13 protein-coding genes and 2 riboswitches are annotated in these 12,591 nt (G+C 48.0%); of the genes, 11 read left to right on the top strand and 2 right to left on the bottom strand.

The window, feature by feature from the left end:
• The first annotated feature begins 83 nt into the window (after window positions 1-83).
• The 4 genes from DSM465_RS0112100 to DSM465_RS0112085 all read left to right on the top strand — a co-directional run bounded on the left by DSM465_RS0112100 (window position 84) and on the right by DSM465_RS0112085 (window position 2,351).
• Window positions 84-374 carry a hypothetical protein gene (locus tag DSM465_RS0112100; protein ID WP_008881634.1) on the top strand — a complete coding sequence of 97 codons (291 nt, stop codon included), beginning with the start codon at window positions 84-86 and terminating at the stop codon, window positions 372-374.
• Window positions 375-481: 107 nt separating this feature from the next.
• Window positions 482-584, top strand: a riboswitch (guanidine-I (ykkC/yxkD leader).
• A gap of 56 nt (window positions 585-640) precedes the next feature.
• Window positions 641-961 carry a quaternary ammonium compound efflux SMR transporter SugE gene (gene sugE / locus DSM465_RS0112095; RefSeq protein WP_029761463.1) on the top strand — a complete coding sequence of 107 codons (321 nt, stop codon included), beginning with the start codon at window positions 641-643 and terminating at the stop codon, window positions 959-961.
• A gap of 412 nt (window positions 962-1,373) precedes the next feature.
• Entirely contained in the window at window positions 1,374-1,646 is a 273-nt protein-coding gene (locus DSM465_RS0112090) for a YkvA family protein (protein WP_029761462.1), read from the top strand.
• Between the two features lie 12 nt (window positions 1,647-1,658).
• Window positions 1,659-2,351, top strand: coding sequence for a TerC family protein (locus DSM465_RS0112085; RefSeq protein ID WP_029761461.1), 693 nt, complete (start codon window positions 1,659-1,661; stop codon window positions 2,349-2,351).
• Window positions 2,352-2,389: 38 nt separating this feature from the next.
• On the opposite strand, the gene DSM465_RS0112080 is transcribed toward DSM465_RS0112085, so the two are convergent.
• Window positions 2,390-2,839, bottom strand: a complete 450-nt coding sequence (locus tag DSM465_RS0112080; RefSeq protein WP_011886839.1) for a hypothetical protein — start codon at window positions 2,837-2,839, stop codon at window positions 2,390-2,392.
• A gap of 286 nt (window positions 2,840-3,125) precedes the next feature.
• Here DSM465_RS0112080 and DSM465_RS0112070 point away from each other — a divergent pair, with 286 nt between their 5' ends.
• From DSM465_RS0112070 to DSM465_RS0112045, 6 genes are all read left to right on the top strand, one after another.
• Window positions 3,126-5,204: a carbon starvation CstA family protein gene (locus DSM465_RS0112070; protein WP_029761460.1), complete on the top strand. Its 2,079-nt coding sequence runs from the start codon at window positions 3,126-3,128 to the stop codon at window positions 5,202-5,204.
• Window positions 5,197-5,400 (top strand): YbdD/YjiX family protein, encoded by a 204-nt coding sequence (locus tag DSM465_RS0112065; RefSeq protein ID WP_011886841.1) that lies wholly within the window; start codon window positions 5,197-5,199, stop codon window positions 5,398-5,400. Before DSM465_RS0112070 ends, DSM465_RS0112065 begins: the two co-directional genes overlap by 8 nt.
• 202 nt (window positions 5,401-5,602) lie before the next feature.
• The gene (locus tag DSM465_RS0112060; protein ID WP_029761459.1) at window positions 5,603-6,529 is read left to right on the top strand and encodes a ketopantoate reductase family protein; all 927 of its coding nucleotides are present in this window, start codon (window positions 5,603-5,605) and stop codon (window positions 6,527-6,529) included.
• Window positions 6,530-6,666: 137 nt separating this feature from the next.
• On the top strand, window positions 6,667-8,334 hold the full coding sequence (locus DSM465_RS0112055; RefSeq protein WP_029761458.1) for a glycoside hydrolase family 13 protein: 1,668 nt from the start codon (window positions 6,667-6,669) through the stop codon (window positions 8,332-8,334).
• Between the two features lie 56 nt (window positions 8,335-8,390).
• Entirely contained in the window at window positions 8,391-8,927 is a 537-nt protein-coding gene (locus DSM465_RS0112050) for a YfiT family bacillithiol transferase (RefSeq protein ID WP_011886844.1), read from the top strand.
• 140 nt (window positions 8,928-9,067) lie between these two features.
• Complete coding sequence (locus tag DSM465_RS0112045; RefSeq protein ID WP_008881624.1) at window positions 9,068-10,273, top strand: MFS transporter; 1,206 nt, start codon at window positions 9,068-9,070, stop codon at window positions 10,271-10,273.
• A gap of 23 nt (window positions 10,274-10,296) precedes the next feature.
• Here DSM465_RS0112045 and DSM465_RS0112040 read toward each other — a convergent pair whose 3' ends face one another.
• Window positions 10,297-11,481, bottom strand: coding sequence for a class I SAM-dependent rRNA methyltransferase (locus tag DSM465_RS0112040; RefSeq protein ID WP_008881623.1), 1,185 nt, complete (start codon window positions 11,479-11,481; stop codon window positions 10,297-10,299).
• A 146-nt stretch (window positions 11,482-11,627) separates the two neighbouring features.
• Window positions 11,628-11,735: riboswitch (TPP riboswitch) on the top strand.
• A 258-nt stretch (window positions 11,736-11,993) separates the two neighbouring features.
• Here DSM465_RS0112040 and DSM465_RS0112030 point away from each other — a divergent pair.
• Window positions 11,994-12,584, top strand: coding sequence for an ECF transporter S component (locus DSM465_RS0112030; protein ID WP_008881622.1), 591 nt, complete (start codon window positions 11,994-11,996; stop codon window positions 12,582-12,584).
• The last annotated feature ends 7 nt before the right edge of the window (window positions 12,585-12,591 follow it).

Raw genomic sequence — 12,591 nt, 5'->3', positions numbered from 1 at the left:
ACTTTCAATGTTTGATGATGCATAGTTTGCCGTCAATCGCCCACACTAGCGGATGATAACGAATCAAGAAAGGGTGGGCGATCATGAAAGAAACATTGCAGCGTGTGAAAGAGCAGTTGGAACAATCGTTTAACGAACCACACTCGACGAGCCTTGACGGGGCGATTCATGAACTGGAGCAGTTAAAAGCGAACGCTGGAGACAAACAGAAAATGATCGAAGATGTGATCCGTGCGGTGACTCACGCGCGAAATGCACGAATAGAGCTTGCCGAGGCTGGCGATGAATCGGCAACGAACGCTTTCGCTGAGGCCTACCGTGCGCTCGATCAAGCGATTGAATCGTACAGCGATGTTGATAACGATCCGGTGTAAGGCAGGTGGGGATGTCCCATCTGCTTTCTTCTATGACGGTAATGCGGTAGGTCAAATCAGTAGACGATTGGTAACAAACATGGTACAATAACAGCGGATAAAGGAAGAGAAAGGTTTTCTAGGGTTCCGCGGCTGCTTTGCGGCCGGCCTGTGACCGAGAGAAAACGCGCGGCATTCTCGCGTACACGGAGGGACAAAAGCCCGGGAGGAATATCATGTTGATATTTCTCACGGCTTTTTTTATTTTTCAAAAGGAGGAATGAAACGTGGCGTGGGTATACCTAGTTGTCGCCGGGATATTCGAAGTCGTCTGGGCCATTTCGCTGAAATATACGGCTGGGTTCACCCGCCTGTGGCCGTCTGTCATGACCGTTGCCGGGATGGCAGCCAGCTTTTATTTTTTATCGATGGCGATAAAAACATTGCCGATCGGCACCGCCTACGCGGTATGGACAGGAATCGGGGCGTTTGGGGCGGTTGTCATTGGCATGCTATTTTTAAATGAGCCGGTTAATGCGCCGCGGATCGTCTTTTTATTATTCATTCTCGTCGGAATCATCGGTTTAAAGTTTACAGCTGGTCAGTAAAAAGGTGGAAGGATCAAGAGATGATCAGCCGGTTTCGAAAACAAGAATCCATTTCCACTTTCCGTTTGGCGTGGAAAAGATTGATTTTTTGTTGTCATTGGGAAAAATTGAGTTGACAGGACGTATAAACATTGAATATTATGTAATTGAAAGGTAAATATCCTTTTGTTAAAGGGGAGTAGCTTTAACAGCAAAGTCGTCAGTTCAGGGTGTACGCCCTCGGCTTTGTTGGCAACGGTAATGTTGTTAGCGAGACCTTTACCTGTTGTGGTAAAGGTCTATTTTATTTAAAGACCTTTACCAAGCGTGGTAAAGGTCTTTTTCATTTCATGAAACGAAAGGGGGAGGATAACCGTAAAGGAAAGTGGACTCGACTTCGTGGGGAATTGTGAGAAAAATGGAGGGAAATGTCATGCGCAAGTGGTTGAGGTGGCTTCGTTTTGTTGTTAACGTTCGGCGTTTTCTTCCGTTTTTATTTGAATTTTTTGCTTCGCGCGAGGTATCAGTGTGGAAAAAGACGTTCTTCGTTGGATTGTTGCTGTTGTATATTGCGTCGCCGTTTGATCTCATTCCTGATTGGTTTGCGCTATTTGGCTTTATCGATGATTTTACCGTTTTCATGTTTATTTTGCAGCAAATCATTAAGATGGCTCCGGCTTCATTAAAGGAAAAATATAACTTGTAAAGGGGGATGTCTGTGGATTTATTTTCTCCAGAATTTTGGACGGCGTTGCTGTCGATTGTTATTATTGACCTTGTGTTGGCGGGGGATAATGCGATTGTCATCGGATTGGCAGCCCGCAATTTGCCAAAACATCAGCAAAAAAAGGCGGTGATTTGGGGGACTGTCGGTGCTGTCGTTATCCGAGCGATGGCAACGATTTTCGTTGTATGGCTCCTTAAAATTCCAGGTCTCTTGCTTGTCGGTGGTCTTTTACTTATCTGGATCGCTTATAAGTTGCTCGTTGAGGAAAAGGGGCATGATGATATAGAAGCGGGGGGGAGTTTATGGGAAGCAGTCCGCACGATTATTATTGCTGATGCATTGATGGGACTTGATAACGTGTTGGCGGTGGCTGGTGCCGCGCATGGGCATTTCCTCCTCGTTATCCTAGGGCTGTTGATTTCCGTTCCGATTATGGTGTGGGGCAGCACGCTCATTTTAAAATGGATCGAACGCTTCCCGATCATTATTACGATTGGTGCTGGCATTCTCGCTTGGACGGCATCAAAAATGATCGTCGACGAGCCGTTTTTGAAAGGATACTTTGCCAACCCTGTGATTAAATACGGATTTGAGCTGCTTCTTGTCGCTGCTGTCATTGCGATTGGAACGCAGAAAAAAAGAAAGGCCGCCAAAAAACCGCATTTGAAAGTCGCCAATGAATAATTGGCGGCTTTTATAATAGGCGGTGACGGGACAAACAGCTACTTCCATTTCAACAAAAGGATTTGTAACAGCCGACCGATGGCTACCCCAGGGATGACCGATAATATTGGCAGCCAAATGGGCCCGAAAAATATGCCGGCAATCGTGACATCGAACGAGTATATTAAGCCGACCGTCACAGAGTAGGCGGAACAAACAAACGGCAAAAATGAGTATGGTGTTTGTCCGCCACCAGCATCTTTGAATGCATCCCACAAGGTGAAAAAATATAAACAAGGGTAAAACATCAGCCAATTAATTTTCACGATGTTCGCTGCTTCATATGTACGGCCTAAAAAGCTGAGCCAGATCGCTTCATTAAACTGTGATTGTGTGTTAATAAGCAGTTCCAAAAAAATAAACACGATTCCTTTTATATACTTCCTGTTTAACAATTGTCCGAAACCGGGCAAAGCAATGCTCCACAACAATGTTTCCATCGCTTTCACTTTCTCGACCCTTTACTGAAATAATGATCATTGCTTCAACTGGTGCACCATGAAGCGGAGCGAAGAGCAGCAGAGGAGGATTTAATGGACAAAATGCGGTGCACATTTACATTTTTTGCAATTAAGACCTATTTTATACTTTTTGGTAATAGTAAATCAGGGAAATTCTACCTGATGATTTAAACAGTACAAAAGTAGAGGAAAAAATATATTTGATTTTTTCAGAATAATAAATATAATTGTAATATAAATAATTTTGGTAAGAGACGTAGCAAGGAGGAAGCATATGAAAGGACTAAAATCGATTTTGTTATGGGGATTGATTTCTGTTCTCGGGGCTGCAGGGTTTGCCATTTTGGCGTTAAGCCGCGGCGAGTCAATCAATGCGATTTGGCTCATCGTTGCCGCTGTCTGTACATATGCGGTTGCTTATCGCTTTTACAGCCGGTTTATCGCTCGTAAAGTGTTTGGACTTGACGATAACCGAAAAACGCCGGCGGAAGTGTTCAATGACGGGAAAGACTATGTTCCGACGAACAAATGGGTGCTGTTTGGCCATCATTTCGCTGCTATTGCCGGTGCGGGACCGCTTGTCGGACCGATTTTGGCCGCACAAATGGGGTATTTGCCGGGAACGCTTTGGATTATCATCGGTGTCGTCCTCGGTGGAGCGGTGCAAGATTTCATCATTTTATTCGCTTCCATGCGCCGCAACGGAAAATCGCTTGGCGAGATGATTAAAGAAGAAATGGGGCCGGTGACGGGCTTTATCGCAGCGCTTGGTATTTTAGGTATTATGATTATTTTATTGGCTGTGTTGGCGCTCGTTGTTGTGAAAGCGCTTGTTGGAAGCCCGTGGGGAATGTTTACGATTGCGGCAACGATTCCGATTGCGATTTTAATGGGGATTTACATGCGCTTTATCCGTCCGGGACGTGTCGCAGAGGCATCGCTTGGAGGGGTTATTCTTCTGATCTTGTCCATCGTGGCTGGACAATATGTATCGGAACACCCGACGCTTTCTGCAATGTTTACGTTGAAAGGTGAAACAATTGCCATCTTAATGATTATTTACGGTTTTGTCGCTTCGGCGCTGCCGGTATGGTTGCTTTTGGCGCCGCGGGATTATTTGAGCACGTTTTTGAAAATCGGAACGATCGTCGGTCTTGCGCTTGGTATTTTAGTCGTCATGCCAGATTTGCAAATGCCGGCGGTGACAAAATTTATCGATGGTACAGGACCGGTCTTCGCCGGTAACTTGTTCCCGTTCTTGTTTATTACGATTGCTTGCGGTGCGGTGTCCGGATTCCATGCGCTCGTTTCGTCCGGCACCACACCGAAGATGATCGAGCTTGAAAGCCATTCGCGGCCGATTGGTTACGGCGCGATGTTGATGGAATCGTTCGTCGCTGTCATGGCGATGATCGCCGCTTGCATTTTGACACCAGGAGCATACTTCGCGATTAACAGCCCGGCGGCGGTGATCGGTACGGATGTGGCGCAGGCGGCAAAAGTTGTGTCATCGTGGGGATTTACGATCACCCCTGACATGTTGGCGGAGCTGGCGAAAGACGTTGGCGAGCAAACCGTGTTGTCGCGCACGGGCGGGGCTCCAACGCTGGCGATTGGTATGGCGGTCATTTTATCAGACATCATTGGCGGTAAGGCGCTCATGGCATTTTGGTACCACTTCGCCATCTTATTTGAGGCGCTCTTCATTTTAACGACGATTGATGCCGGCACGCGCGTTGGCCGCTTTATGATCCAAGATATTATGGGGACATTTTATAAACCGCTTGGCAAAACGGATTCGCTCGTTTCAAACTTAATCGCGACAACTCTTTGTGTATTGGCGTGGGGCTATTTCTTGTATCAAGGTGTTGTTGATCCGCTTGGCGGCATTAACACACTATGGCCGCTGTTTGGCATCGCCAACCAAATGCTCGCTGGCATCGCTTTATTATTCGCAACGACAGTTCTGTTTAAAATGGGCAAAAAAGCGTATGTCTGGGTCACGCTTGTGCCGACGACATGGCTGCTCGTTGTCACATTGACGGCCGGGTACCAAAAGTTATTCCACGAAGATGTGAAAATCGGATTTTTGTCGCATGCCAAACTGTTTAAAGAACATTTGAGTCAAGGAAAAGTGCTGGCGCCGGCAGCGAATGAGGCGCAAATGCGGCAAATTATTATGAACGACTATATTGATGCTGTGCTATGTGCGATTTTCATGCTTGTTGTGATCGCAATGCTCATCTCGGCGCTAAATATATGGATCAAAGTGTTGCAAAACAAACATGTGCCGCTCAAAGAAGCGCCGTACGTGCCGCGCGACAGTGAAGAAGGAGCGAAGAACTATGCCTAAATGGTTGCAAACCATTTTGTCTTACCGTCGGCAGTTTCTTGACTTGCTTGTCGGTGTGCCGAACTATGAAAAATATGTCGAGCATATGAAAACTCATCACCCAGGTGAGCCGATTAAATCACGAAAAGAATTTTTTTGTGAGGCGCAAGAGGCACGTTATAACGCCAAAGGCGGTAAAGTGTCGCGCTGTTGCTAGAGGTGGGAGGGAAGAAGGGGTTGATCTCCCTTCTTCTTTTTTGTCTTTGTGAAAGTGAGAGAACGCCTTAACTTTCCAATTTGAGAAAAGAAAGACCACCTTCACAAAACAGCTTGACTCATCTATAAGATGTGGGACTAGTGCTTCGGTAAAAAGAGATTGGCCATGCCGGCCAATAAAACAAGAAGAAAGGGGTTATTATATGCGAATTCTTGTCGTTGGTGCTGGCGCTGTTGGAGGGTATTTCGGCGGTCGATTGCTTGAAAAAGGGGTGGATGTGACATTTCTCGTCCGTGAGCGGAGAAAACGGGAACTTGAGGAACATGGACTCGTGATTCACAGTGTACATGGTGATGCGGTGCTGAAGCCGAAACTGATGGTTGCCGGGGAACCGTCCGAGCCGTTTGACGTTGTCATATTTTCTAGCAAAGCGTATCACCTGGCGGGCGCTATCGCCGATGCTAAGCCATATATTGGCCAAGAGACGATGATTTTGCCGCTGCTAAACGGCATGGCTCATATGGATACTCTATGGGAGACGTTTGGACGCAGGAATGTCCTCGGCGGCCTTTGTTTTATTGAAACGACACTGAATGAGAAGGGGGAAATCGTGCAGACAAGTTCAGCGCATGATGTCCGTTTTGGCGAGTGGTCAGGGGAACGAACGGAGCGGACCGAAGCGCTTGAATCGCTGTTTGCGGGAGCCAATGCCCGCTTTCGTTTGAGCGAACGAATTGCCGCTGATATGTGGAATAAATACTTGTTCATCGCGACGATGTCGGGCGTGACAACGCTGTTTCGTGCTCCGATTGGGCCAATTCGTTCCGGTGAATACGGGGGAGCCATCATCGATCGGCTGCTTGGGGAAATTAAGGAGATTATGCAGGCACACGGTGCACCGCTAACTGATGAGATGGCCGAGCGGCAGCGCATTCAGCTCGAACAAATCGCCCCGACGATGAAATCATCGATGCAACGCGACATGGAAAAAGGGCAGCTGATTGAAGCCGACCATTTGCAAGGGTATTTGCTGCTGCTTGCTAAGCGATATGGCATTCAAGCGCCGCTGCTTGAAACGGTGTACCATAATTTGAAAATTTATGAAGCGAGTCGTGCGGCTGGTGAATAACCGATGCTGGCTGTTTGGCGGGAGCTTGTAAGTTCTTTGCCAAATGGCCACTTTTTTTGTAAAAGAGAGTTGTTTCTCACAGTAATGTAGTGTACAGTTAGTAGTGAAAACGTGTGCACAAAAAGGGGGAGGCAGCCTTGAAGAAAACATGGTGGAAAGAGGGCATCGCCTATCAAATTTATCCGCGCAGCTTTATGGATGCAAACGGCGACGGCATCGGTGATCTTCGCGGGATTATGGAAAAACTGGATTACTTAGTGGAGCTTGGAGTTGACATCATCTGGATTTGTCCGATTTACCGGTCGCCGAACGCCGATAACGGATATGATATTAGCGACTATCATGCGATTATGGATGAGTTCGGAACGATGGACGATTTTGATGAACTGCTCGCTGAAGCCCACCGGCGCGGGCTGAAAGTCATTTTAGATTTGGTTATCAACCATACGAGCGACGAACATCCGTGGTTTATTGAATCGCGTTCATCGCGGGACAATCCGAAGCGTGATTGGTATATTTGGCGCGACGGCAAAGATGGGCGTGAGCCGAACAACTGGGAAAGCATTTTCGGAGGTTCGGCGTGGCAATACGACGAGCAGACAGGACAATATTATTTGCATATTTTCGACGTGAAGCAGCCTGACTTGAACTGGGAAAATGACGAAGTTCGCCAGGCGCTGTATGAGATGATTAATTGGTGGCTCGACAAAGGAATTGACGGGTTCCGTGTTGATGCCATTTCCCATATTAAGAAAAAGCCGGGTCTTCCCGACTTGCCGAATCCGAAAGGGTTGAAATATGTACCTTCGTTTGCTGGCCATATGAATCAGCCGGGGATTATGGATTATTTAAAAGAATTGAAAGAGCAAACGTTTGCACGTTATGATATTATGACGGTCGGCGAGGCGAACGGGGTGACCGTTGACGATGCTGAACAATGGGTGGGCGAAGAAGACGGCATCTTTAATATGATTTTTCAATTTGAGCATTTAGGGCTATGGCAGCGGCGGACTGATGGCTCGATCGATGTTCGGCGGCTGAAGCGGACGTTGACGAAATGGCAAAAAGGGTTAGAAAACCGTGGATGGAACGCGCTTTTTTTAGAAAACCATGACTTGCCCCGTTCTGTTTCAACATGGGGGGATGACCGTGATTATTGGTTGGAGAGCGCGAAGGCGCTCGGCGCGCTCTACTTTTTCATGCAAGGGACGCCGTTCATTTACCAAGGCCAAGAGATTGGTATGACCAATGTGCAGTTTTCAGATATTAACGATTACCGTGATGTCGCTATTTTACGGCTGTATGAGCTCGAACGGGCGAAAGGACGAAATCATGATGACATTATGCGCATCATTTGGCAAACAGGTCGAGATAATTCGCGCACGCCGATGCAATGGTCAGACGCTCCGAATGCGGGATTTACTAGCGGAACGCCGTGGATCAAAGTGAACGAAAATTATCGCACCATTAACGTAGAGGCCGAGCAGCGTGATCCGAATTCAATATGGTCGTTTTATAAACGAATGATTCAGCTGCGGAAAACAAACGAACTGTTTGTTTACGGAACGTATGATTTACTTTTAGAAAATCATCCGTCCATTTACGCGTATACAAGAACGCTCGGCCATGAACGGGCGCTTATCATTGTCAATTTATCTAACCGTCCTTCGCTTTACCGCTATGACGGCATCCGCCTTCAGTCGGACGATTTAGCGCTTGGCAACTATCCGGTTCGGCCACATAAAAACGCGACCCGCTTTAAGCTCAAACCGTATGAAACCAGGGTCTACGTCTGGAAAGAATAAGGAGGAGTCTTCCTATCCGCGTTGAATAAATAAAGGTGGAAGGGAGATGAGCAACAATGTCAACGATCGATCCGATTCGTTATCCAATCGGAACGTTTCAAGCGCCGGCACAGTTTCGTGCTGAGGACGTAAAAGAATGGATTGCGGCCATCCGCGAGCTTCCAGATGCATTGCGGGCCGCTGTTGCGGGTTTGAATGATGAACAGTTGAACACGCCGTATCGCGATGGCGGTTGGACCGTGGCTCAAGTTGTTCACCATTTAGCTGATGCGAGCATGAACGCATTTTTGCGTACGAAATGGGGCTTGACAGAGGATAAGCCAGCCATTAAGCCGTTTGAAGAGAGTGAATGGGCGAAAACGGCCGACGCCCGTTCGTTGCCGATCGAGCCGTCACTCATGTTGCTTGAAGGGCTGCACGTGCGGTGGGCGACGCTGCTTGAGTCCATGACGGAAGCGGACTTTCAACGTCTTATTTGCCCTGAAGGGGCGAAACAAGCGATGCCGCTGTACGTGCTGACCGCGCTGTATACATGGCATGGGAAGCACCATACTGCGCAAATTATGTCATTGCGCAAACGGAAAGGATGGTAAAAGCTGCCGAATTGGCGGCTTTTTCATTTGTATGAAAAAATATGGCTCGAAAACATTTTGTTTAAACAGAAGCATACAGTTATGTTATACTGACAAATATTAAGGGACACGAAATACATATTTTATTAAGGGGGATCGGCATGAATGCGCAACAAAAACATGTTGTTGCGGAGCAGAAAGAAAAAATTTGGACGCGCAATTTCGTTTTAATTTGCTTAGCTAACTTTTTCATCTTTCTTGGGTTTCAAATGACGTTGCCGACATTGCCGCTGTTTGTCGAATATTTAGGAGGCAACGATCAGTTAATTGGCCTTGTTGTCGGAGTATTTACGTTTTCGGCGCTTATTGTCCGTCCGTTCGCTGGCCATGCGCTTGAGACACGAGGGCGCCGATTTGTGTTTTTGTTCGGATTGTTGATCTTCGTCATTTCGGTTGGCTCGTACAGCTTCATCTCTAGCATTTTCCTTCTCTTCTTAATGCGGGTTGTTCAAGGGATTGGCTGGGGGTTTTCGACAACGGCATCCGGCACGGTGGCGACAGATATCATCCCAGCGAACCGCCGTGGGGAAGGGATGGGTTATTACGGGTTGTCAGGGAATATTGCCCTCGCCTTTGGGCCGTCTCTCGGACTCGTGCTGGCGGCTGCCATTCCGTTCAGCCATTTATTCATGATTTGTGCGGCGCTTGGCGTGGCGTCTTTGTTGTTTGCCGCGGCCATTACATATAAAAAAGCAGAAGCGGGACATGATAAAGGTGAAAAAAAATGGGATCTTTACGAAAAGACGGCCTTGATTCCGTCGGTGCTGCTGTTCTTTTTAACGGTGACATTTGGCGGCATTGCCTCGTTTTTGCCCTTATATACAGCGCAAAAACAGATCGGAGGCTTACAGCTTTACTTTTTGCTTTACGCCCTCGCTTTAATGGTAACCCGGACGTTCGCCGGCCAGCTGTATGACCGGAAAGGACATCGGGCCGTCTTTCTTCCTGGTGCGGGGCTCGTTTTGCTGGCGATGCTTATGCTTGCTTGGCTGCCAGGGGAATGGGCGTTATTGACCGCAGCGGTGCTGTATGGGTTTGGATTTGGCATGGTGCAGCCGGGGCTGCAGGCATGGTCGGTTGAGCGGGCGCCTGTTCACCGAAAAGGGATGGCGAATGCAACATTTTTCTCGTTTTTTGATTTAGGCGTTGGCATCGGAGCGATCGTCTTCGGTCAAATCAGCCATTGGTTTGGCTACCCGAGCATTTATTTAGCTGCCGCCGGTTCGGTGCTTATTTCGATGCTCGTTTATTTGAGTGTGCTGCGCAAAGAACAGCCGCTCCGCTCAGGACAAAAAAGAAACGCTTAAGGTCAGCCCTTAAGCGTTTTTCTTTAACGTCGCGAATGCACTTCATAAATGGCGAATTTTAAATAGTCGCCTTCATCAGCAGCGAGTAGCTTCGGGTGGTCATAGCCGGCGCCGCTCCAGTATACTTGGCGCAGCACTTTTTTGGCGTCAAACGCCGCGTCGGCAACCATCTCTTGAAACATGTGCGGACGGACATGGTAAGAGCAGCTCGAAGTGACGAAAAAGCCGCCGTCTTTGACAAGCTTCAGCCCATTTAAGTTGATATCTTTATAGCCGCGCAACGCTTTCGGAACCGCATGGGCGGATTTGGCGAACGCCGGTGGGTCGATGATGACGACATCCCACTGTTTGCCGGCGCGCACTGACTCGCGCAAATAATCAAAGGCGTTGGCGACGACAAAATCAACGTTTGTAAAGCCGTTTAAGGCTGCGTTTCGCTTCGCCGTTTCAATCGCATGTTCGGAAATGTCGACAGCGGTGACGTGTTTTGCTCCGTACAGACAGGCGTTTAGCATAAATGAACCGGTATGAGTGAAGCAGTCAAGCACGGTTGTCTCCGGGCCGATGAGCGGGCGGAGGGCGGCGCGGTTTTGCCGCTGGTCGAAGAAAAAGCCGGTTTTTTGACCACCTTCAATATCGACAATATATTTGACGCCGTTTTCCTCGATTTCGATTTCTGTTTCTGCTTCTCCATACCAAAAGCCTTTTTCTTGTTTAAGTCCCTCAAGTTCCCGAACGTACACATCGTTGCGCAAATAAATGGCTCTTGGTGCGAACACATCAAGCAAGCCGCGCAAAATCCAATCTTTACGTTTTTCCATTCCAAGCGCCAAAATTTGTACAGAGAGCACATCCTCGTATTTATCGACGATGAGCCCAGGCAGAAAATCGGCCTCTCCATAGATGGCGCGGCAAGAGCGGATGCCGGGAATCATCCGTTCACGGTACGCCCATGCCTGGCGGATGCGCTCGATAAAAAACTCCTCATTCAGTTCGTCATCGGGGTTTTGCGTCAGTATGCGCACAATGATTTGTGAGGCCGGGTTAATGTATCCTTTCGCCAGCCAATAACCTTGGTGGTTATAGACATCGACGAAATCACCTGGCGTAATGTCCCCTTCAATGCGGTCGACTTCACTTTGGAAAATCCATGGATGACCTTGTTCAAGCCGCTTTTTTCGTTGGCGTTTTAAAATGACTTTTGCCATCAATTCCACTCCCATTCGATAGTCAGTCGTTGCGTTTTAATCATAGCGAATCATGGTGGGCGGCGCAACGCCGGACGGAAAAAAGAGTTGACAATCACCGCTGCCGTGATATGATAAATTTGAATAGGAAAATGTCATCATGATGGGACATCCACTAGGGGGGCCTTTAGAAAGGCTGAGATCAAAGTGTGCCTTTGAGACCCTTAGCACCTGATCTGGGTAATACCAGCGTAGGGAAGTGGAGAGGAGCTACACATGGGGTAAGGATGGTTTTGCCTTGCCTTGCGAAATGGTATGCCCAAGCCGCTTTCTTTACGCTAGTTAGTAAAGGAAGCGGCGTTTTTATTTTTTGGAAAAGGGGGAGAAAGAATGTCAATTGCCAAGCAAATTTGTGAAGCCGCCGAGCGGCGGCGAATATAAGTTTTTGAAGATGGCGTACCCGTTCGAATGATGACAGTCCGTTAGACTGACATTGATGGAGCGGGGGACGATTGTGGAAGGAGAGGCATGCGATGGTGAAGACAGCAAGAGGATTGAAGTTGGCTGACATTTTGACAACGATTGTGATTGCAATCGTGTTTGGTGTCATTTACAAAGTATGGTCCCCAGTATATGAAGTCGTGAAAGTGTTCGGGGTTCATGCCGATCAATTGGTTTACGGCATGTGGTTTATCGCTTCATCGCTTACCTATTTGCTCATCCGTAAGCCAGGAGTGGCGCTGCTTGCCGAAATTGCGGCTTCGTCCGGCGAATTGATCATGGGGTCGCAATGGGGGCTTGAGGTGCTCATTTATGGAGTTGTTCAAGGATTGTTTGCTGAGCTTGTGTTTGCGGCGTTCCGCTATCGGCGCTTTGACGTGTTCGTCGTATCGTTAAGCGCAGTCAGCGCCACGGTCGGTTCGCTCATCATGGACTTTTACAAAGGATATATCGAGGCGCTAGCCCCATGGAATATGGCGCTCTTTTTGCTGGCACGTTTTGTTGGTGCCATCCTCATTTCCGGCGTGTTCGCTGTCTCGTTGGCCAAGGCGCTTGAGAAAACCGGGGTGACACAGATGTGGCGGCCAGCTTCAAAAGAAGATTATGATGCGCTGAACCGATAAGGCGGCT

This window comes from Geobacillus thermodenitrificans subsp. thermodenitrificans DSM 465 (genome assembly GCF_000496575.1).
In the GTDB taxonomy this organism is placed as follows: Bacteria; Bacillota; Bacilli; order Bacillales; family Anoxybacillaceae; genus Geobacillus; species Geobacillus thermodenitrificans.
The sequence above is the reverse complement of the archived record's forward strand: the minus strand, read 5'-3'. Positions and strand labels throughout refer to the sequence as shown.

Coding starts and splice junctions, on each gene's coding strand:
- DSM465_RS0112100 (WP_008881634.1), top strand. CDS start 84: ATGAAAGAAACATTGCAGCGTGTGAAAGAGCAGTTGGAACAATCGTTT.
- DSM465_RS0112090 (WP_029761462.1), top strand. CDS start 1,374: ATGCGCAAGTGGTTGAGGTGGCTTCGTTTTGTTGTTAACGTTCGGCGT.
- DSM465_RS0112070 (WP_029761460.1), top strand. CDS start 3,126: ATGAAAGGACTAAAATCGATTTTGTTATGGGGATTGATTTCTGTTCTC.
- DSM465_RS0112065 (WP_011886841.1), top strand. CDS start 5,197: ATGCCTAAATGGTTGCAAACCATTTTGTCTTACCGTCGGCAGTTTCTT.
- DSM465_RS0112060 (WP_029761459.1), top strand. CDS start 5,603: ATGCGAATTCTTGTCGTTGGTGCTGGCGCTGTTGGAGGGTATTTCGGC.
- DSM465_RS0112050 (WP_011886844.1), top strand. CDS start 8,391: ATGTCAACGATCGATCCGATTCGTTATCCAATCGGAACGTTTCAAGCG.
- DSM465_RS0112045 (WP_008881624.1), top strand. CDS start 9,068: ATGAATGCGCAACAAAAACATGTTGTTGCGGAGCAGAAAGAAAAAATT.
- DSM465_RS0112040 (WP_008881623.1), bottom strand. CDS start 11,481: ATGGCAAAAGTCATTTTAAAACGCCAACGAAAAAAGCGGCTTGAACAA.
- DSM465_RS0112030 (WP_008881622.1), top strand. CDS start 11,994: ATGGTGAAGACAGCAAGAGGATTGAAGTTGGCTGACATTTTGACAACG.